Annotated in this window: 15 protein-coding genes; 11 read left to right on the forward strand and 4 right to left on the reverse strand. The window is 38.9% G+C overall.

Translation table 11 applies throughout. The features are described from left to right. The first annotated feature begins 77 nt into the window (after positions 1 to 77). Positions 78 to 2126, forward strand: a complete 2049-nt coding sequence (locus tag JK139_RS06445; RefSeq protein WP_218330854.1) for a PAS domain S-box protein — start codon at positions 78 to 80, stop codon at positions 2124 to 2126. A 1-nt stretch (position 2127) separates the two neighbouring features. Here the strand turns inward: JK139_RS06445 and JK139_RS06450 are convergent, their stop codons facing one another. Continuing rightward, a complete protein-coding gene (locus JK139_RS06450) occupies positions 2128 to 2547 on the reverse strand; it encodes a helix-turn-helix domain-containing protein (RefSeq protein ID WP_074420127.1) in 420 nt (139 codons plus the stop codon). 119 nt (positions 2548 to 2666) lie between these two features. Here JK139_RS06450 and JK139_RS06455 point away from each other — a divergent pair, with 119 nt between their 5' ends. The 8 genes from JK139_RS06455 (at position 2667) to JK139_RS06490 (ending at position 14620) form a co-directional block, all read left to right on the forward strand. Next, positions 2667 to 4724: a PAS domain-containing sensor histidine kinase gene (locus JK139_RS06455; RefSeq protein ID WP_218330855.1), complete on the forward strand. Its 2058-nt coding sequence runs from the start codon at positions 2667 to 2669 to the stop codon at positions 4722 to 4724. Positions 4725 to 4925: 201 nt separating this feature from the next. Beyond that, on the forward strand, positions 4926 to 6962 hold the full coding sequence (locus tag JK139_RS06460; protein WP_228733148.1) for a glycoside hydrolase family 65 protein: 2037 nt from the start codon (positions 4926 to 4928) through the stop codon (positions 6960 to 6962). A gap of 31 nt (positions 6963 to 6993) precedes the next feature. Continuing rightward, positions 6994 to 7569, forward strand: a complete 576-nt coding sequence (locus JK139_RS06465) for a hypothetical protein (RefSeq protein WP_218330856.1) — start codon at positions 6994 to 6996, stop codon at positions 7567 to 7569. Positions 7570 to 7853: 284 nt separating this feature from the next. Next, entirely contained in the window at positions 7854 to 9182 is a 1329-nt protein-coding gene (locus JK139_RS06470) for a vanadium-dependent haloperoxidase (protein WP_218330857.1), read from the forward strand. A 123-nt stretch (positions 9183 to 9305) separates the two neighbouring features. Next, positions 9306 to 10259, forward strand: coding sequence for a hypothetical protein (locus JK139_RS06475; protein ID WP_218330858.1), 954 nt, complete (start codon positions 9306 to 9308; stop codon positions 10257 to 10259). A gap of 4 nt (positions 10260 to 10263) precedes the next feature. Further along, a complete protein-coding gene (locus JK139_RS06480) occupies positions 10264 to 11805 on the forward strand; it encodes a phosphatase PAP2 family protein (protein ID WP_218330859.1) in 1542 nt (513 codons plus the stop codon). Between the two features lie 217 nt (positions 11806 to 12022). Continuing rightward, positions 12023 to 14152, forward strand: coding sequence for a TonB-dependent receptor family protein (locus JK139_RS06485; RefSeq protein WP_218330860.1), 2130 nt, complete (start codon positions 12023 to 12025; stop codon positions 14150 to 14152). A gap of 9 nt (positions 14153 to 14161) precedes the next feature. Then, a complete protein-coding gene (locus tag JK139_RS06490) occupies positions 14162 to 14620 on the forward strand; it encodes a hypothetical protein (RefSeq protein WP_218330861.1) in 459 nt (152 codons plus the stop codon). Positions 14621 to 14657: 37 nt separating this feature from the next. On the opposite strand, the gene JK139_RS06495 is transcribed toward JK139_RS06490, so the two are convergent. The 3 genes from JK139_RS06495 to JK139_RS06505 form a co-directional block, all read right to left on the reverse strand. Further along, positions 14658 to 16613: an alpha-amylase family glycosyl hydrolase gene (locus tag JK139_RS06495; protein WP_218330862.1), complete on the reverse strand. Its 1956-nt coding sequence runs from the start codon at positions 16611 to 16613 to the stop codon at positions 14658 to 14660. Positions 16614 to 16642: 29 nt separating this feature from the next. Further along, entirely contained in the window at positions 16643 to 17599 is a 957-nt protein-coding gene (locus tag JK139_RS06500; protein ID WP_218330863.1) for a carbohydrate kinase family protein, read from the reverse strand. Positions 17600 to 17687: 88 nt separating this feature from the next. Next, complete coding sequence (locus tag JK139_RS06505; RefSeq protein WP_218330864.1) at positions 17688 to 19046, reverse strand: MFS transporter; 1359 nt, start codon at positions 19044 to 19046, stop codon at positions 17688 to 17690. Between the two features lie 301 nt (positions 19047 to 19347). Here JK139_RS06505 and JK139_RS06510 point away from each other — a divergent pair, with 301 nt between their 5' ends. Continuing rightward, on the forward strand, positions 19348 to 22263 hold the full coding sequence (locus tag JK139_RS06510; RefSeq protein WP_218330865.1) for an alpha-amylase family glycosyl hydrolase: 2916 nt from the start codon (positions 19348 to 19350) through the stop codon (positions 22261 to 22263). Between the two features lie 41 nt (positions 22264 to 22304). Beyond that, positions 22305 to 22958, forward strand: a complete 654-nt coding sequence (locus tag JK139_RS06515; protein WP_218330866.1) for a carboxypeptidase-like regulatory domain-containing protein — start codon at positions 22305 to 22307, stop codon at positions 22956 to 22958. The last annotated feature ends 158 nt before the right edge of the window (positions 22959 to 23116 follow it).

Consider the following 23116-nt stretch of genomic DNA (forward strand, 5'->3'; position numbering starts at 1 on the left):
TTACAATTGTTTGGTAATTTAATGAATATTTAATTTTTCATCAAAGATCATACCTACATCTTTTTATAAAACCTGCCATGAGAAGAATGCTGTTGAAACGTGTGCCGGTACGCTATGTATTAATTATTGCATATGGTATTTTATTACTGGGTTTAATGTATGTACAAATAGCCCAATACCGCCAATACCGGCGTTTATCTACTCAGTACAATCAAATTACGGGCAATAGTGTAGAAAAACTATCGCTGCTCATTAACCTGCGCCGGGGTAGTGATTATGTGCAAACCAATGTACTGCATTTGCTGTTAACCAAAGATGCTGAAGAGTTGGCAGCCACTCGAAAAATCATTCAGCAGGAGGTAGAACGCAACGATACCAAGATGCGTGAGTTTGAACAATTGGTTACAGCGCCAGAAGAAAAGCGATGGTTTGATAGTCTGTTGCAATACCGCCGTCAAAATAACGCAGTGCGTGTACGATTTATCAACAAAGTCATGGACGATAATTTTAATACTGCAAGGCAGTTTTATTTAGACAGCCTGCACCTTAGTTTCGAAAACATGCAAAGTACCAATTCTCAATTAGCTGCTTTTGTAAAAGATTCGGCCAATCACCAAAAACAAATGCTCAATAATACCATTGCTGCAGACAATACAACAATGCTGGAAGTAGGTGGATTGATTGTGCTGTTGTTGCTGGCTATGGGTATTGCCGTAATAAGAACCCTGCAAAAAATGAAAGAAAGCTATTTTCAATTGGCTGAAAGTGAGGCAAAATATCGCTTTTTGGCCCAGCATACCAATGAAATCATTAATTGTTGTGATGCCTCAGGTAAAATATTATTTGCTAATCAGGCATTTAAAGAAAAGCTGGGTTACGATGATGCTGACATTGCCCGTTTAACCATTCCTGAAATTTTAGATGAGAACAGTTTGCATACTTTTAATCCAGACCTGCGGCCTGAGGTAGATGGTACCATCATCAAAAACATACAGAAAACCTATAAAACCAAATCTGGCCAAAAATTGTATGTAGAAGGCAGTATCATTATTGATTATAAAAATCGTAAATGTGTAGTTGCTGAAGCTTTTTTTAATGATGTAACAGCCAAAAAATTATTGGAACAACAGCTCATTGCTTCAGAAGCCAAATACCGCAGCATTTTTGAATTAAGTCCGCTGCCTATGCTGGCTTATGATGCCAATTCCCATCAAATTTTACAAGTAAACCGGGCAGCCATATTGCATTACGGGTTTACTGAAACGGAATGGTGCGTAAAAAAAATTACAGACATTATTCAGGAAGAATATTTGCCGGATGCATTACAGATTTTAAAGCACATGCAACAATATGCAGCGCCTTATGGAGGATTCATGAAACACATAACCAAAAATGGGCAGGTAATTGAAGTAGAAATACGAGGTGTGCCTTTTGAGTATGAAGGAATACCGGCCAGGCTGGTTACCATGTTAGATGTTACCGAACGCAACCAAATGGAAAACCGTTTATCGAAAGCCATATTGGATACGCAGGAACAGGAACGTTTTCAGATTAGTGCGGAATTGCACGACAATGTAAACCAGATACTAACGGGGGCAGTATTTTCATTGGGGCTGTTGAATAAAACAGAGATGGATAGTAACCGGAAAGAAGCCGTTGAATCAGCACACAAATATATTAGCATGGCTATAGAAGCCATTCGTAAAATATCGCACCGGCTGGCACCACCTTCCTTTAATCTGGTTGATTTTAGTGACAGTATGCAAATGCTGTTGAACAGCATCAATATAGACCGGAAGTACCAGATAGAATTTGCGTACAATATTCCCCCGGAAACAAAAATGAAGGAAGATGTGATGTTAAACATTTACCGCATTTTGCAGGAGCAACTGAACAATATCCATAAATACGCAGCCGCCACCCGCATTGAAGTAAGCCTGAATATAGAAGCAGGCCGGGCAGAATTGTATATTGCTGATAATGGACAGGGTTTTGATATGCATGCCCCCCGCACCGGCATTGGACTGCGGAATATAGAACGTCGTGCCGCCTTATTTTCCGGCTATTGCCACATACAATCATCGCCCGGAAACGGTTGCAGTGTAAAAGTTTTACTGCCGGTTTAAATTATTTAGAAGATTGGTTGTTAGCATAAATCCTTTCTTCCATTTGCCGGTTGGCTAACTTTAATGCATCTATCTGCCCTTTCAGTGCTTCTATTACATGGTCTTTTGTTAATATGATTTCGTCTTTTAAAATGCAGAAGGGGCATTGGTGCAAATGGGTTAAAGATGGGATATTGTTGTGTTGGTGAAATGATTGAATGGGGGTGTTGGTTGGTTTTGATAAATCAGTATTCAATAAATCATATTCAGTAACGCCAAAATAATTGGCAATTTTGTGAAATAATTTTAAATTTGGAAAAGATTTTCCTCTCTCATAGTTGCTCCATGTTGTACGCTCTATGCTCAATTTTTCCTGTATTCCTTCTTGTTTTAGTCCACTTGCCTTTCTAAGATATTCCAGATTAGAGGAAAAATATTTCATTTTTTTTGTGATTTAATTTGGATTTTTAAATACATTTGACTTATATTTGTTTTACATTGTTTTTTTTTAAAATTCATGGCAATTTTAAAAGGATAATCTATTTCCCTTAAAAAACCATCATGCAAAATGCTAAAAAAGCCCCCTCTTTTTTATGGCTTTTAATTGCTGCATACGCAATAGTGTTAGGTGCGCTAATTTTGGTTCAATTGAACCAATATAAGCAAATTGCGAACCTGACAAAGCAATTTAATATAACAGCAGAAAATTCCATAGGTAAGTTATTACTTCTAGTTGATTTACGCAAAGAGACTGACTCCCTACAGGCAAACATGGTGCATTTATTGTTATTAAAAAATGAAATCAATCATAATAGTTTACAACCATTTAAACAAAAGGTTGAAGAATCGTCTCTAATATATCATCTTTTTTTAAAACAATTTAATGGTTCTGGTACAAAGAAAGAACATTACCAATGGTTGGATAGCCTGCAATATGCCTGGGAACAAAATTTTTCATTAATAGAAAAAATAATGCATCGGTTCCAGTATGCGAACCTGTCAGCCGCTATTTCATTGTATACCCAAAAGCAGCATTTTGCTTATGAAAAAATGCAGGATATTATTGCCCGGTTATCTGATGAAGTAAAAACAAAAACAACAGTTCAAAAAGCCGCACTTTCAAATTTGGTGGAAAGAAGAGAGCAAGCGTTTGAATGGGATGGTTTAAAAATTTTGATTTTATTGGCAGTATTAGGATGTATGGTATGGGTTTCTTTTATAAAGAGTAAAAAAATCTATTTTTTATTGGCAGAAAGCCGAAAAAAGTATAAGAAACTGTTGGAGTTTTCGAATGAAATAATCTATAAAATAGATGAAAAGGGCAATATTACTTATGCAAATAAATGCTTTTTGCAGACACTGGGCTATATGAAAGAAGAAATAAATGAACTGCCCTTCAAATCAATTTCCTCAGAAGGATATGCTATTATAGAAGCGCAAAAAAATAATTCAGGTAATGTATCACAAATCATTCTGCCTTTTAACAATGTAAAATTAAAAACCAAAGATGGCCATCCGGTATTTGTAGAAGGAAATATTACTTTATTTTATCAATCGAAACGGCTAATGGGTGGCGAAGCATACTTAAACAATGTAACTGAAAAAGTATTACTAACTGAAAGATTAAAGGTTTCGGAGGAAAAATACCGTAATGTTTTCGAATTAAGCCCACTACCCATGTGGATTTATGATGCAGCAACCCTTTTCTTTATACAGGTAAATGAAGCTGCTGTTCAACATTATGGTTATGCAAAAACAGAATGGCTGCAAATGAAAATATCCGATATTATTTATGCAAGTGATTTACCCGGCATTCAAAAAGTTTTACAAATTATTGAAAAAAAAAATGACGCACTCAACTACACATTGCAAAACCTAAAAAAAAATGGTACTATTATAGATGTTGAGTTAAGGGGCATTGAATTTAATTACGAAGGTAAACCCGCCCGTTTAGTAACGGTATTAGATGTTACGGAACGCAACCAAATGGGAAACCGTTTATCGAAAGCCGTATTAGATACCCAGGAACAAGAACGTTTTCAAATTAGTGCTGAATTGCACGACAATGTAAACCAGATACTAACGGGGGCGGTATTTACATTGGGATTGTTGAACAAATCGGAATTAGATAGCGGGCAGAAAAAGGCTGTAGAAACAGCGCACAAATATATTAGTATGGCCAATGAAGCCATCCGTAAAATATCGCATCGGCTGGCGCCACCCTCTTTTAATCTGGTTGATTTTAGTGATAGCATACAAATGTTACTGAATAGCATGAATATTGACCGCAAATACCGGATAGAATTTGCTTATAACATAGAGCCAGGTATTAAGATGAAGGAAGATGCCATACTGAACATATATCGCATATTGCAGGAACAACTGAATAATATTCACAAATATGCTGAGGCTACACTAATAGAGGTTAGTTTAAATGTAGCAAATGGTCGTGCAGCATTATATATAGCCGATAATGGTAAAGGGTTTGATATAAAAGCCCCCCGTACCGGCATTGGCCTGCGCAATATAGAACGCCGGGCTGCCTTATTTTCCGGCTATTGCCGCATACAATCATCGCCCGGAAACGGTTGCAGTGTAAAAGTTTTATTGCCGGTTTAGCATCCTCTGGTGTTTGCATTTCAATTAATTGATAACTTGCAGTCTGATGATGTTGTACAGCATAAAATATTGGTATGCTGTATCCTCATCCACTATTTTGTTTGCAATTGTCATTGTATGAAATGATTCTTTACAAAATTAAATGCTAAACGTAATAATGAAGGATGCATTTCATGTGCTAAAATCAATAAATGTAAACGCATGAAAAAAATAATTGTATTGCTGCCGGTATATCTATTGTGTGTAACAATCTTTGCACAAACCAATGTTGATTCCTGGAAAATTACAGCCGACTCTATTAACCCTTCTAATTATTACGGCGTTACGGTAGCCAATGGAATGATCGGCATTGTATCTGCAGCCGAACCGTTTAAAGTGAAAGATGTGGTACTGGCCGGTGCTTATGATACTTATGGCCGTGGCATGGTGAGTAATTTTTTACGCAGCTTTAATTTGCTGAATATGCAAATGAGTATTGACGGGCAACAGGTTGATAAAAATAATATCAGCAATATGCACCAGGTATTGGATATGCAGCATGCTAATTTTACCACCAACTTTCAATACGGGGCAAAAGCAGATGTTAGTTATACTTATTATTCTTTAAGGCAGTTGCCTTTTACGGTTTTAATGACAGTAACCATTACTGCCAAAGAACCTATTACCATTGGTGCAGCCAGTGTAATGGAGGCGCCGGATGCTTTGAGAGATGTGGAAAATTATTACAATCAAATCGATCGGCCGCATGTGCTCATCAGTTTATTGACTTCTTCTGCCAAAAGTCCTACCGGTAAATTATTGTTGTGTGCATCCAATAGTTTTATGTTCGATGAGCCGCATGGGAAGGAACCATCAATCATTCATGAAATGTGGGATAATAATATGCACCTAATGAAGTTTTCCAAAACATTAAAAACAGGTGAAATTTATACCTTTAGTATTGTAGGTTCTTCTATTACATCCGCTCATGATGCCGACCCATTGAATGAAGCCCAACGATTAACCATTTTCGCTAAGCTGCAGGGTCGTAAAAGATTAATTGCTTTTCATGATAAAGCCTGGGATGATTTATGGAAAAGCGATATTACCATTACCGGCAATCCGCAGGATCAGCAGGATGTACACAGTATGTTGTATCATCTCTATTCTTTTGTTCGTGAAGGCACCGATTTAAGTCCTTCGCCTATGGGTTTATCCGGTTTAGGTTACAATGGCCATGTGTTTTGGGATGCCGATTTATGGATGTTCCCAGCTATTTTGGTATTACACCCTGAAATGGCTAAAAGCATGATTGAATACCGGTTTCAACGTTTGGCTGCTGCCAAACAAAATGCATTTGAGCATGGTTACAAAGGCGCCATGTTCCCTTGGGAAAGCGCAGCTACCGGTGTAGAAGAAACACCGGTATGGGCTTTGAGTGGTCCTTTTGAACACCATATTACCGCTTGTGTTGGGATTGCCGCCTGGCAATATTATGAAGTAACACAGGATAAGGTTTGGCTGAAAGAAAGGGGGTGGCCGTTATTGAAGGCGGTGGCTGAATTTTGGAGTAGCAGGGTAGAGCGCAATGGACCCGGCCATTTTGATATTAAAGATGTAGTAGCAGCAGATGAATGGGCCGAGAATGTAGACAATGATGCTTTTACCAATGCTGCCGCCAAAGCGGTATTACAATATGCTACCACAGCAGCAGGTATTGTGGGTGAAAAGGCAGATGATGACTGGGCTTTTGTAGCAAAAAATATTCCAATACTGCATTTTGAAGATGGGGTAACCAAAGAACATGCTACCTATAACGGAGAAGGCATTAAACAGGCTGATGTAAACTTATTGGCCTATCCCTTAAAAGAAATTACAGAACCTGCACAAATCAAAAAAGATTTGGAATATTATTCGGCACGTGTACCCGACGCCGGAACACCAGCCATGACGCAGGGTATATTTGCCTTGCTGTATGCCCGTTTGGGCGATGGTGCAAAAGCCTATCACTGGTTTAAAGATGCGTATATTCCCAATTTAAATCCACCATTTCGGGTAATTGCAGAAACCAAGGGCGGCACCAATCCTTATTTTGCAACCGGTGCCGGTGGCATTATACAAAGTGTGCTCATGGGTTTTGGCGGATTGAATATAACAGAAAAAGGTATCACACAAATTCCTTCCGTATTGCCCAAGCAATGGAAGAAGCTAACTATTACGGGTGTAGGGCCGGGGAAAAAAACTTTTACGGTTCAATAAAAATATCCTATCTTCATCCCTCATTTTTGAATTGAAAAAGATTGCTTCCATAGTATTATTGGGCATGTTGCTGTTTAACTGGGTGGGTTACCGCTTTATGATGGACTATTTGGAAAACCGCGCCGATATTGCTTTTCAATCACAATTAGACGATAATCAATACAACGAAAAAGACCTAATCAGCATCAAGGTACCGGCCGCTTTGCCTTATGGTGCCAGTTCCCAAAAATTTGATCGGGTAAATGGAGAAATTACGGTAAATGGCATTACTTATGCTTACGTAAAACGCCGTTTTTATCAGGATAGTTTAGAGGTATTGTGTATTCCTAATTTTGCTAAAACCGGCATTAAAAATGCCAGAGATGCTTTTGCAAAGTTGGCAAATGATTTTGTGAACAGCAGTTCTTCTAAAAAAGATGCCGGACACCAAGCCCATACAGTTAAACCTGTAGTACAGGATTATACCCGTCCTTCCTGTTACACCTGTCAACATCCTACTTCTTACACGCTATCTGTTTTTTCTGCCTATCGGCATCAACTCTATCAGTTTATATTGATTAAACAATTAGACAAACCTCCGGAATTATCTGCTGCTACACTTGCATAGTGTGTGCTATTTCTTCTCTTTCATTTTTTTAAAAAGGTGTTTACAAGTTTATTGCATTCAATTGCAACAAATACGCATTGATTGGGATTCAAATTCCCTTTACTGCTGCATTATTTGCAATGGAAAACATATCGTACTGTAAACATGAATAACAACCACACCATTGGTAATAGAAATAACCGGGTGTGTGTAAATATAACTGTCAATAAATTATTGAATGAAAATTGTTGGGTTGTCTGGCACTCAATGCCAAGCAGTCTGCAATACTGTAAAATATGGAATGCATGTCTGTAAGATTATTTGCTTTGGGTTTTTCATTTCTATTGTTAGTGGCTTGTTCTAATAACAATGCGTATAAAAAAATCGTACAAAATCCGGAATTGTTTACCCATACTGTTCATGAATTAAATACGGTGGTAATGGGTAATAATTTTGGCCCTGTGGTAGCTTCCAGAAATTATGCCTATGCAGCTATTGCCGCATATGAAGTAATTGCTGCCGGTTATCCCAATCAGTATCAGTCGCTTAAAGGGCAGTTGAATGGATTGAATGCGATAGCACAGCCCGATACTACACAGCCTATTGATTATGATTTTGCAGCAGTATTGGCTTATTGCAAAGTGGGTGAAGCGGTTACATTTCCGGAAGGTAGTTTGAAAAGCTATGTGGATAGTTTGGTGCAGTTGGTAAAAAAGAATGGTATGAGTAATGCCGTATATACCGCTACAAAAAATTATGCAGATGCAGTAGCACAATCTATTATAGCATGGAGCAAAAAAGATAATTATGCTGAAACCCGCAGCATGCCTAAGTTTTCGGTGATTGACAGCCCCGGCAGATGGGTACCCACTCCACCCGCTTATGCCCAGGCCATGGAGCCACACTGGAATTTAATAAGACCCATGGTAATGGACAGTGCCGGACAGTTCAGAGCAGAAAAACCTTTGCCCTTTAATGTTACAGACAAAAAAAGCCCCTATTACTTACAGGTAAAAATGATGTTGGACACTTGTACTACACTTACGCCTGAACAAAAACATATTGCTAATTTTTGGGATGATAATCCGGGCAAGCTGAATGTAAACGGACATGCCATGTTTGTATTTAAAAAGTTTTCGCCTCCGGGCCATTGGATGAGTATTACCGGCATTGCTGCAAAAAAAGCAGGAGCAAATTTTCCTGAAACAGTATATGCTACTGCCAAAACTGCCATCGCTTTGTTTGATGCATTTATACAATGCTGGAATGAAAAATACACTTACAATACCATACGTCCGGAAACAGTCATCAATAAATATTTCGATCCTAACTGGCGCCCCGAATTACAAACGCCGCCGTTCCCGGAATATACCTGTGGGCATTGCACCATTTCTGCATCAGCTGCTGAAGCTTTAACCAGTGTATTTGGCGATAATTTTCCTTATACTGATTCTACTGAATTAGAATTTGGTATTCCCAGCAGAAGTTTTACTTCGTTTCGGCAGGCAGCACAGGAAAATGAAAAAGCCCGTTTTTATGGTGGCTTACATTACTGGTATTCCTGTGGACAGGGGCATAACAGCGGTATTAAAGTTGGCAATCTGGTTGTGGAAAAATTGAAGATGAAAAAATAGCGACGCATCTTTTGTGAAGGTCATCTATTTATGCAAATGGATAACACAAAAAGCCTGATTTGATAGTTGCAACAGGTTGCAAACATCAAATCAATTTAGCAACCACAAACTAACTGAACAAATATGAAAATAACATATAAAAAATTATTTTTTTTCTCGATACTCATGCTATTATTACAAAACATACAGGCACAAACAGAACAAGATGGCATTATGATGGCCAAACAAAACTGGTGTACCGGTTTTGTGTACAATTACAATAGCTGGAACCATTACTGGGAAGGTAGTTTCAAAAGAGACAATGCCAATTTAGGTACTGTTTCTACCCAATCGGTAGCTTTTATGGGCGCTTATGGAATTACTGGTAAGTTAAATGTATTATACAGCTTGCCTTATGTGCGTACACATGCCTCTGCAGGCACTTTGCATGATATGGAAGGATTGCAGGATGCCGGTATCTGGATAAAATGGCAGGCCTGGCAAAAGAAAGTACAACAACAAAAATATACTGTGTTTTTAACCGGCGGCTATTCATTTCCTACCACCAATTATCAGGCAGATTTTTTGCCACTTGCTATTGGTGTAAGAAGTAAAACTGCTTCTCTGCGTTTAATCCTCGATTATCAGAAAAAGAATTTTTTTGTAACCAGTACAGCAGCCTATGCTTACAGAGATAATATATACATCGACAGGACAGCTTATTACACCACTGAAATGCATTATACCAATGAAGTGGCTATGCCTAATATAATGTATGCAGGCATTCGCTTTGGTTATAGAAAAAAAGAAGATTATGTCGAATTTATGTTAGTCAATACCACTACGTTAGGTGGTTTTGATATTAGGAAAAACGATATGCCTTTCCCTAGTAATAAAATGAATACTACCATAGTCGGTATCAATGGAAAATATGCCTTTCCACATTTCCATCGTATTGCACTTACCAGCAGTGTGAGTTACACAGTTACCGGAAGAAATGTAGGACAGGCAACCAATATGGCAGTTGGTATTTTTAAAGTATTTGATTTTGCTTCTGCCAAACAAAAACAAATTAATCACAACCAATCAACCAACTAATTGTATGAAAAAAATTATATTTATATCAATCGTTGCAGTTACAGCCATTGTATTTGCTTGCAACAAAAATGCGCCGGATATTACGGCCAACCTTTCACCCCTACAGCCACAAAATGTAGACCTCAATGCAGGGAGTTGGAAAACTATTTTATTGCCACGCCCCGATACTTTTGCTGTTGCGGCTCCTAATCCGGTAAGTTCAGCCGATTATAAAGCAGAGTTGAATGAAATTAAGGGATATCAAAAAAATCTCACCTCATCGCAAATGGCCACCATTCAATATTGGGCCGCCGGCGGTGTATTAAGGTGGAATGAATTAATGCGGGGCCTGGTAACCAAATACAATTTGCCCGCCTATCAAAACCCCGATAACAGCTATCCTATTCCCAATGCCAATAACCCATTTGCCTATCCGCTGTTTCCGTTTGCCAATCCGCCTTATGCAGCACGTGCTTATGCTTATATCAGCGCAGCACAATACGATGCGTTGGTAGCATGCTGGTATTATAAAAAATTATACAATCGTGCAGCACCTTATACCAATGATAGTACTATACAGGCAAAAGTAACTACTTCAACCTTGCCATCCTATCCATCTGAAGCTGCAGTAATGGCCGGGGTAACGGCTGAAATGATGAAGTTGTTATTCCCTACAGAGATTGCCAATATTGAACAAAAAGCAAAGGAACAGGAATTGTCCATGATGATGGCCGGTGCTGCAACACGCAGTGATATTGCTGCCGGTGAAGCATTGGGAAGACAGGTAGCAGAAGTTTTTATTGCACGGGCTAAAGCCGATAATGCCGGCAAAGCCGTAGGCACCTCCACCGACTGGAAAAATTTTGAAACGGTTGCAATGGTTAAAGGTGAGATACCCTGGTATAGCTTAGAATCTCCCAAACGACCACCCATGTTGCCATTGTTTGGAAATGTAATACCATTTTTATTTCCTGCTGCAACAGTACCCTCTTTTCGTCCGGCTCCTCCACCCGCTACACATGGTCAGGCTGTACAACAGGCTGCTGCAGAAGTGTATGAAAAAATAAAATCACCCACACGTGAAAATATACAGCATGTTCAATTTTGGGCTGACGGGGTTGGTACATTTACACCTCCAGGCCACTGGGATGCCATTGCTGCGCAAGATTTTATTACAAAAAACTTCAGTGAAGTACGTTGGGCTAGAAATTATGCTTTATTAAATATGGCATTAATGGATGCTGCCATTGTATGTTGGGATGTAAAATATTATTATTTTAATCCAAGGCCCACACAAATGAATCCTGCCATTAAAACATTAACAGGCATACCTAATTTTCCATCTTATATCTCCGGCCATTCTACATTTAGCGGTGCTGCTGCCACTATTTTGGCACATATTGTACCTGAACAGGCCAGCAAATATTGGGCAATGGCCAACCAGGCTTCCATGTCAAGATTAGAAGGAGGTATTCATTATAAAGTGGATTGTGATACCGGATTAGTAGTGGGTAGTAAAGTAGGCAATTATGCTGTTTTGCGTGCAAAACAGGATGGCGCCGAATAAAAATATGTAATGTTTTCGATTAAGTTCATCTAGCGTACCCCTTTGTTTCTACAAGGGGGGATTTTTTAAAAATCAAATTCAATATAAAGCATTTTTTTGAATGTAACACTATTTTTTAAATTTTTAAATGTATTCTGATATGAAATTATTACGCGTTGCATTTTTTTGTACACTGTTTTTTCTTTTCAATAATCAACTCTTTGCTCAAGAAAATTTAATGAACAATGATACAATACCCGTAAATGATTTGGAGGAAGTGATTGTAAGCTCAACCCTTCGCGATTCGGTACAATTTCTGCCCGATCTAAAAGGTGTTGCAGTATTTGCAGGTAAAAAAACCAATCTCATCAGGCCTAATACAACACAAGCCAATCTGGCTCAAAATATGGTAAGGCAGGTTTTTGCAAAAGTACCCGGATTAACCAGTTGGGATATGGATGGCGCCGGTACACAATTAAACATTGGTGCAAGGGGAACCGATTCGCACCGAAGTATTGAAATGAATATGCGTCAAAATGGGTACGTTACCAATAGCGATATTTTTGGTTATCCTGAAAATCATTATACACTACCCTTAGAAGCCGTGCAGGAAATTCAGTTTGTTCGCGGTTCTGCAGCCTTACAGTATGGCAGTCAGTATGGCGGCATGATGAATTTTATTATCAGGCAAGGCGATAGTACCAAACCCATATCGGTTGAGAGTAATCAAACCGCCGGCAGTAACGGATTTTACAATTCATACAATGCAGTGGGTGGCACAACCGGTAAAATAAATTATTATGCTTATTATGATAACCGGCATGGCAATGGCTGGCGCCCTTCGCAGGCATTTGATTATCATGCCTACTATGCCAATTTGGAATATCGTTTTAACGATAAAGGCAGTATTGCTTTTCAGTTTTCGCGAATGCGCTATGTACAACAAATTGCAGGCGGTTTAACCGATGCACAGTTTGCACAAAATCCCAGACAATCCTTGCGCAATCGTAATTTTTTTAATCCGGAAATTAATATTCCTGCCATTATTTTTAAATACCGCTTTTCACCCAATACCAAATTGCAGGTTACAGCTAATGTCTTGTTCGGCCAACGCAATAGTGTTCAGTTCATCAACACACCTAATATTGCCGATACCGTGAATAAACAATTGGGTTCATATAATCCCAGACAGGTAGATCGGGATTATTACAGCAGTTTCTCAACAGAAGCCAGATTGTTGCATTCATATAAAATTGGGAACGTAACAAGTACGCTGGCAACCGGTTTCCGTTTGTCTTCAGAAGTTACCAGACGAGATCAGTTAGGTGTGGGCACTACCGGCAGTAATTTTGATTTGTCGTTAATAGCACCTTATGGTAACATGTTGCGGTTTCATACCAATAATGCGGCAGCATTTGCAGAAAATATTTTTCAAATTACACCGCGGTTTTCTGTTACACCCGGTTTTCGGTATGAACTGATTCAATCTGATTATACAGGTGTTACCAATCATGCCACAACAGCTGTGTCATACAATGGCAATCGTTCTTTTCCGTTGTTTGGAACCGGTCTGCAATTTCAAAGTACAAAAACCACGCAGTTCTACGCCAATATATCGCAGGAATACCGGCCATACCTCTATTCGCAAATAACACCGGCCGACAGGGTAGATGTGATTGATCCTAATTTAAAAGATAGTAAAGGCTATGATATCAGTATAGGCTACAGAGGAACAATTAAAAATATATTGCATTTTGATGTGGATGTATTTCGGGTATATTATGGCAACAGAGTGGGACTAATTACAAAAAATGATGCGAACCGTAATCCCTTTTTGTATACTACCAATATTGGTAATGCGGTTGCTAAAGGCATAGAAGCCTATGGTGAAATATCCTTAGCCGCTTTGTGGAAGAGAAATAATAAACAAAAAGATATTCGTTTATTTAATTCATTAGCCTATACCCATGCCCGTTATATCAGTGGTGAATCAAATGCCAACGGCAATAATGTGAATTTAACAGGCAATACGGTAGAGCATGTGCCACAATGGGTAAATAAAACCGGCCTGTCGTTATTGTTACATCAGTTCACTACTACAATGCAATATAGTTATACAGATAAATCGTACAACGATGCTTTAAATACGGTTAACAGTGCCAATGGTGTTACAGGTGTAATTCCTTCCTTCGGTTTGTGGGATTGGACAATAGGGTATGCATTTTTGAAACATTACCAGATAACCGGTGGAATTAATAATCTGTTGAATTTAAATTATTTCAGTCAGCGTATCACTTTTTATCCGGGCCCCGGCATATTACCGGCTGATGGAAGAACTTTTTTTATTTCTTTTTCTGTTAAAATGTAAAATTTTTTTGTGCAACAACAAACTGTATCTTCTGCTACTTATTCTAATGTAAAAATTCCGGCTGTTAAGATTTTTAATACAATTATCTGGTTTAACCGACTGGCTTTATCCATTGTATTTATTTGGTTTGGTTATTTAAAAATTATACAGGTATCGCCGGCGGAAGCGTTGGTGCAACATTTACACAGCATTACAGTAGTAAGGTTTATTCCTATTAATATTTTTTTAATACTATTGGGTAGTGTGGAAGTGGCAGTATGTATTTTATGGTTGTTTCCTAAATTAACCAAACTGGCATTTGTATGTTTTGGTTTACACATGTTTACTACTTTTCTGCCATTGATTTATTTGCCTGCGGATACCTGGCAACATGCCTTTGTGTTAACACTTACCGGGCAATACATTGTTAAAAATATTGTATTGATAGCCAGTGCCATTACCATTTGGTATGCAAGAATCAGCCGCTAAAACCTTTTGCGGCTGAGACTATAATTGAAAGCAACTATTATTTTTCTTCATAAGGTTCTAATAAAAACATACCATATGGGGGTAGTATTAAATATTCATAATCTGCACCAACGGTGTACACTTGCTGATTGAGATGATTGAATAATTGTTTTGGAATATGGCCATGTTCTTTAAATGTATACCAAGTTAAGTAGGACGCTTTGTTACTGTAATTAAACAATGCGTAAACACGTTGATTACCATAAGCCCGCATAAAACCGGCAACATGAATATTGTGTGGGGTTAACCAGATGATGTTACTATAATCACTTAAAATGGGCAACTGTTTTCGTAACTGCAGCAACTGTTGTGTTTGTGTAAAGATGCTGTTTTCAATGGTGCCGGTTGTATTTCTTTTTTTGTTTTTATCCCAATCAATCAATGGCCGGTGCATCCATCTGTTGTCATAACTTTTGCCCGGATCATGCAGATAGCTGTAATCATTGGTATAGCCCACTTCATCTCCATAAAACAACATGGGCAATCCACCCAGAAAAAAAGTTTGTGCCTGCATCATCAAAATTTTGGCAATTGATTCTTCAATAGCTGCTGCATTCTGATTGGCCAGTGCAGCTTCTAAACCGCACAACGATGCCAATGAACCGCTGATTCGTGCATCCTGTGTTTTAGGATTCACTGAAAACAAAGCACCACGTGCCGGTGATCCTTCTATATTGCCTGAATAATAATTTTTTAAATATCGGCGGTGTTCGTATGGATTAAAACCTACTTTACGAATACTGTTGTCTTCATACCCCAGTCCAATATCATCGTGGCAACGGGTATACGTTATCCACGATGTTCCAAATGGTTTTTTTACCAAATCTTCCTGTGCTGCCAGCATTACCCGAACATCCTGTGTGGCCAATGCATCCCATTGCAAAGCCATTTGCGTGGCATTGTAGGCAAAATCACATTCATGTGCAATGAATAATCCTGTTCCAAAATATTGCATAATTTTTTTAGGTGCAACAATGGCTTCTCCCAGTAATGCCATGCCAGGGGTGGCTACTTCCACACAACATTTTATCAGTTGCAGCAAGGCATGTGCCTGTGGTAAATTTTGACAGGTAGTGCCAATTTCTTTCCAGATGAATGCAGGCGCATCAATGCGTAAAATATCTACACCCAAATTGGCATAAAAAAATATATTGTCTAACATCACCATAAACACTTCGGGGTTTCTATAATTCAAATCCCATTGGTATTGATGGAAAACAGTCATTACCCATTTGTTGCATTCAGGCACATAAGTAAAATTTCCGGGTGCTGATTCGGGAAAAATTTCCGGCATAGATGCATCATACTGATCGGGTATATGCCGATCGTTGAACATGTAATAAAAATGCTGATATTTTTCATCTCCTTGTTTTGCCTTTTCTGCCCATTCGTGTTTGTGAGAAGTATGATTCAAAACAATATCGAGCATTACATACATTTCCTGTTTCTGCATTTTTTGCTGTAACTGTTGCAAATCTTTCAAAGTACCAAAACGTTCATCTACCTTTCTGAAATTAGATACGGCATATCCGCCATCACTTTCATGCAGCGGACTTTCGAACAATGGCATCAGGTGCAGCACATTCACGCCTAATTCAGTAAAATAATCTAATTTGTTTTGCAAGTTTTGCAAGTTGCCGCAAAATCGGTCCACATATAAACTCATTCCTGCCAATTGATTACTTAAAAACCAATGCTCCTGTTGTAATTTTTCGGTATCTCTTTCCAGAAAGGGTTGGGGGCGTTGTTGATAAGCGGTGATGATTAACTGCATCAACTGCTGCCAAATGATATCGCATTGTGGATGTTGCGCATATAACTGCAGATACAATGATTCTATAGCCTTTGCATTGGCAATAAAACGTGCAAAAAATGCACTGTCTTTTTTTGAAATATCTAATGATTGTTGCTGCAGTAGTTCAACAATCTTATTGTGTAAATTTTTCTGATACACTGCCGGTTTAATTTATAGGATGTAAAAATTTAAGCTTTAAAAATATCACTATTCAAATGTTTAAATGCCTCCATCGCGCCCATGTAGGCACAGGTTCTGGCACCGGCCTTATTGGCGTTGATAACAATTTCCTGCCAGTTGTTGATGTTTAGTTGCATTATGTTGTTTTTTTCTACACAACTTAACTGGTATAATACAGCGCCAACAAATGCATCGCCTGCACCGGTGGTATCCACCACTTCAACGGGTATGCTGGGTATGGTAATTTGTTTTTTTTGATAGCACAATAATGTACCCTCTTTGCCTAAAGTAATACAGAATACTGCATTTGAAAAATTAGCCAGCCAATTTGCCGCATCGGCAACAGAACTGCAGCCCGATAATAACATTGCTTCTTCATCGCTCACCTTAAAAAAATCGCTTCCTTGTAAAAAGTACAACGATTGATGAATAAAATTTTGTTGTTGGTGCGCAAAAAGCAAATGCCGGTAATTGGGGTCAAAACTTACAAAACAATTTTTTGCTTTGGCTTCTTTTAAAAGGGTGCGGTAAGTTTCTTGTAAGGGGCCCGGTAAAAATGCAGTGGCAGACCCAAAGTGAACAATGCCGGTATCGTTAGTAAGCATTCCATGGGTTTCCTGTTGCATCAAATAGCCATCCGCACCGCGGTTAAAAACAAAGTCACGCTCACCATCTTCTTTTAATGAAACAAATGCAAAAGTGGTAAAATGCTCGTTGCTGGTATGCATCCATTGGGTATCTACACCAAAATCCTGCATCGTATGTATCAATTGATGCCCAAAGGGATCATTACCTACTTTGGCCGCTAATTGTATCCTGCCGCCAAGCGCTGCAATAGCTGCTGCCACATTGGTAGGTGCGCCGCCTGTTTTTTTCAGAAAATGTTCACTGGTTTCCAATGATTTTCCTTTATCGGTACAAATCATGTCTATCAACGCTTCGCCTATACAAATAATGGTATGCATAATTTTATTTTTATGTGTTCAGCTTTTGTTTTTCATGGCATTGCCTCTTGTGTCACTCACTGCATCGGTCAGAACAATGATGCGCTGTTTAATGTCCTCCACCCGATGCAGCGGGTATCAGTTTGTCGTCATCCATCTTTTCTCTTTTTATCAATGTAGTGGCTACAGCAGCCAGCAATAATAATATTCCCGCAAAGGCTATAGCGTTAGTGGGTTTATCAGACAGTAACCAGTGGTACACAAATCCAAATGTGGTAGTTTGTAAAATCATGGGTATTACAATCATCATATTAATAATGCCCATGTACACCCCATAACGTTCTTTCGGTATACTGCCCACTACCATAATGTAAGGTACCCCCATCATACTGGCCCAGGCAATACCAAAGCCAATCATGGGTACAAACAATAATTCTTTTTGTACAATATGTGGAAATATAAGCAGGCCAATTCCTGCCATGAGTAAGCAAAGAATATGCACATACTTAGCACTTATTTTTTTGGCAAGCCACACCAGGCCAAATGCAGAAACAAAAGTAACAATATTGTAAAAGCCGTTTGCTTTTCCGGCCCAAACAACGGCTTGTTCATATAATTCGGCATTACCATCGGGCGTAGTGTGAAAAACCGATTGGGCAATGCTTAACGATACAAATTGCCAATAGCAAAACATGGCATACCATTGAAATAAATAGACTAATGCCAGTAACCACATAATGCGGGGCATATCACCAATAGCCAAAAATATTTCTTTCATGGAAGCAAAAAATCCTGATTTTTTTGCCCGCAGTTCAGCCAATTCTTCTGCTGTGGGCGGAATTTCAGGGGTGGTACTGACCGACCATACCACGCTTACAATTGAGCAAATAGCACCCACAAAAAAAGAGCCAAATACCCAGTAAGGAATACCTGAACGTCCATCGCTGGTGGTGCTTTCACCGGTAATGATGTTTTTAAAAAATCCAAGGGAGAGATTGGCTAAAGTAATACCCAGACCTGTAAAGAAACTTTGGGTTAAAAATCCCATAGCTCTTTGTTTTTCGGTTAGTTTGTCGGCTATAAAAGCACGGTAAGGCTCCATAGCCGTATTATTCGCAGCATCTAAAATCCACAATAAACCGGCGGCCATCCACAAACTGCGGCTAAAGGGAAAAGCAAACAGGGTTAAACTGCAAAAAATAGCACCAATTAAAAAAAATGGTTTGCGCCTTCCCCAGCGCGGATGCCAGGTTCTGTCGCTAATTGCACCAATTAATGGTTGAATCAGTAATCCGGTCATGGGACCGGCTAAATTTAATAGCGGTAATTCTTCAGGCCGGGCATGTAAAAACGTGTACAACGGATTTATGGCAGTCTGCTGTAAGCCAAAGCTGTACTGGATTCCAAAGAATCCTACATTCATATTAATGATTTGCCAGAAACTGAGTTTTGGTTTCGTAAAGGCCATGTATTTGGTTTAATCGTTAGCAGTTGTTACCTGTAATACTTTTTACCAAAAGCTTACAAAAAACAAATGGTATTAAAGATAAGAAACACCAAGTTCCAAGTATGATTTATGTAAAGGCGCAATCGTTTGCTGTTTACATTTTGTAAAAGGCCAATTTTTACTGCTTATCCTCAATTATTTCAACTTTATCGGAAAAAATAGTTAAAAAAATTTTTCTATTGTGTAAAAAGTACACAAATTTGTATGGCATTGTGTATAAATAACACATTGCTGCAAACGTTTGCAGTACAACTTGAACCATATGAAACGATTTCTACTTGCTATTTTGTTGATTTTAACAGGTATAACAGTCGATGCGCAATTATTAAGATGGTCGCCTGCTTTTATTCAGGATACCAGTGCTTCTATTACCATTACCTGCGATGCAACCAAAGGAAACAAGGGATTGTTGAATTACACACCTGCTACAGATGTATATGTACATATTGGTGTAATTACTTCTGCAAGCACATCATCATCAGACTGGAAATATGTACCCTTTACCTGGGGCACCACCAACCCTGCTGCCAATGCGCCAGCTGCCGGTACCAATTTGTGGCGGTATACCATTACCGGTGGTTTACGATCATTTTTTAATATCACCAATCCTTCTGAAAAGATTCTAAAAATTGCCATTCTTTTTCGAAATGGCAATGGCAGTATTAAACAAACCAATGCCGATGGTTCGGATATGTATATCCCGGTGTATGATAATGGATTGTATGCAAGAATTGATACACCCTTAAAACAACCTACTTATATACCCATCATTGAGCCGGTTACAAAAAATGTGGGTGATGTGTTGAATATCAATGCAAAAGCCAGCCAGCCCTCACGCCTTACCATTTATTATAACGGTACTGCCATTGCGTACGATAGTGCCGTTACACAACTATCTGCAGCACCCACTATTGCAGCAGCAGGCACACAAACCATGATTGCAGAAGCATATAGCGGAAGTGCATTTTCGAGAGATACAGTAAGTTTTTTAGTTTCCGGCGAAACCAATTTTGCTCCATTGCCGGCCGGTGTTACCGATGGTATTAACTATGAACCCGGCGATACTTCTGCTACTTTGGTGTTATATGCGCCTAAGAAAACTAAAATTATTGTACTGGGTGATTTTAATAACTGGACTCCCTCTTTAAATTACCAGATGAATGAAACCCCCGACAGCCTGCGCTTTTGGATTCGGTTAACCGGTTTAACGCCCGGTGTAGAATATGCTTATCAGTATCAGATAGATGGTAGCTTAACTGTGGCCGATTACAATGCAGAAAAAATATTGGATAAAAATGTAGATCCACAAATACCCTCAACTACTTACCCTAATTTAAAATCATTCCCTGCCAATGCAGTGGGTTCAATTGTAAGTGTATTGCAAACAGCAAAGCCTGCCTACAACTGGCAAGTTACCAATTTCTTCCGCCCTGATAAGCGCAACTTGCTGATATATGAATTGCTGATTCGCGATTTTACTGCTACGCAAAACTGGAAAGGATTACAGGATACTTTGAGTTATTTAAAACGCCTCGGTGTGAATGCCATTGAAGTAATGCCCTTCAATAACTTTGAAGGATACAGCAGTTGGGGCTACAACCCTAATTTTTACTTTGCGCCCGATAAAGTGTATGGCACTGAAACAGCAGTGAAACAATTTATAGATGCCTGTCATCAGCAAGGCATTGCCGTTATAATGGATATGGTAATGAATCATTCATTCGGTTCTTCACCAATGGTGCAAATGTATTGGGACCCGGTAAAAAATATTCCTGCTGCCAATAATCCATGGTTCAATCAGTATCCTACCCATGCATATAATGTTGGGTATCAGTTCAATCACCAAAGTCAGGCTACCATTGATTTTAGAAACCGCGTCATAACCTACTGGCTTACTAAATATAAAATTGACGGGTTTAGATGGGATTTGGCTAAAGGCTTTACCCAAAAAAATACCTGCGATGCTTTTGGCAACAATTGTAATGTAGCTGCATGGGGCAATTATGATACAGCCAGGGTAGCCACTTGGAAAAATATTTATGATAAAATTCAATCTGTTTCACAAGGGGCTTATTGCATATTAGAAATGTTTGCAGATAATTCGGAAGAGCAGGTAGAAGCCAATTATGGCATGATGATTTGGGGAAATTTAAACAGCAATTTTAATCAGGCTACCATGGGTTACAGCAACCCTTCCTGGGATGTAAGTTATGGTGTGTACACCAATCGGGGTTACAACCAACCCAACCTTATTACTTATATGGAAAGCCATGACGAAGAAAGGCTGATGTATAAAAATGAACAATATGGTAATAGCAATGGTAGTTATGCCATAAAAGATACTGCTACCGGTTTAAAACGCAATGCCATGGCTACTGCTTTATGGGCCATGATTCCCGGTCCTAAAATGTTGTGGCAATTTGGTGAGTTGGGTTATGACTATAGTATTAACACTTGTCCTAATGGAACTGTAGATGCTACCGGTGGATGCCGTACTGATCCTAAACCGCTGCGTTGGGATTATTACAGCAACCCCAATCGGTTGGCATTGTATAATGTATATGCCCAACTGCTTAAACTAAGAACCAATCCGGTTTATAGTTCAACATTTACAGCGCCAAAAAATATCAGTTATAATTTAGGTAATGCTTTTAAACAGTTAATCGTTACCGGCGATTCATTAAGCGTTGTATTTGTGGGTAATTTTGATGTAAATCAGCAATCCGCCTCCGTTACCTTCCCTTCTGCTGGTACCTGGTACAGTTACTTATCTTCAAAAACCATTACTGCATCCGGTGGTGCCGATAACATTACATTGCAGCCGGGTGAATATTATGTATACACCAATAAGAATGTAAACAATACTGTAGTAACGGCCGTAACACCGGTGAATAATCCGTTAGAAAACATGCAATTGCAGATATCACCTAATCCTGCTAATGCAGCAGCTATGGTGAAGTTTCAGGTACCGGCAAGCGGTGTGGTACGATTAGATGTGTATAATATAGACGGGCAATATATGGCCAATATATGGAATGGGTTTAAACCCAAAGGCATGCAAACAATTTCTTTGTATGCCAATGGGTTTAGCAGTGCAGGTTTGCCAAATGGGGTTTATTTTTTAGTGATGGAACAAAACGGACAAAGAAAAGTGCAACAATTTTTATTAGCGAAATAAATCAACTTTTTTACTTCTTAAAAAACAGAAAACATACAACTATGAATTTAAAACGACTGCTTGTTGCTGTTACGCTGGCCCTGTTTGCTTTTAGTGTGCCTGCGTTAGCCCAAAACAAGGAGGTTACCGGGAAAGTAACCGATGTAAAAGATGGTAGTCCGTTAGCCGGTGTAACTGTTGCCGTAAAAGGCACGCAGATTGCTACCGCAACCGATGCCAATGGTTTATTTAAATTAAAAGTACCAGCTGATGCCAAAACGCTTACCATTTCAAGCATTGGTTTTGCAACACGTGAGGTACCTGCTGAAGCAGGTGAAATGAGCATTGGTTTATCGGCCATTAGCACTTCATTAAATGAGGTAGTAGTAATTGGTTATGGTACCAGCCGTAAAAAAGATTTAACCGGTTCGGTCATCAATCTTACGGCAAAGGATTTTAACAAAGGTAGCATTACCACTCCTGAACAATTAATTATGGGTAAAGCAGCCGGTGTACAAATTACTTCGAATGGTGGTGCGCCCGGTGCAGGTAGTACTATACGTATTCGTGGCGGTGCTTCTTTAAATGCCAGTAACGATCCTTTAATTGTGATTGACGGTGTGCCCTTGTCGAATAACCAAATTTCCGGACAAGCTAATCCGCTTTCTTTAATTAGTCGTTCCTCAAAAACGAATAGAACACAATGGGATCAATAGTTTATGAACAAATGCGGATAAAAAAGGTTGCAGGAAAAGAAAGAAAAGGATAAAAAAGCTTGCAAATTTGTAACATGTTAGCAAAGCAAAAATCAACAAGCCAACTTGGTTTTTACAGTACGTTTGAAGAGCAGTTAAGCCACGGGCATCCGCTGTAT

The organism is Hydrotalea lipotrueae (genome assembly GCF_019249625.1).
GTDB classification, from domain to species: Bacteria; Bacteroidota; Bacteroidia; order Chitinophagales; family Chitinophagaceae; genus Hydrotalea; species Hydrotalea flava.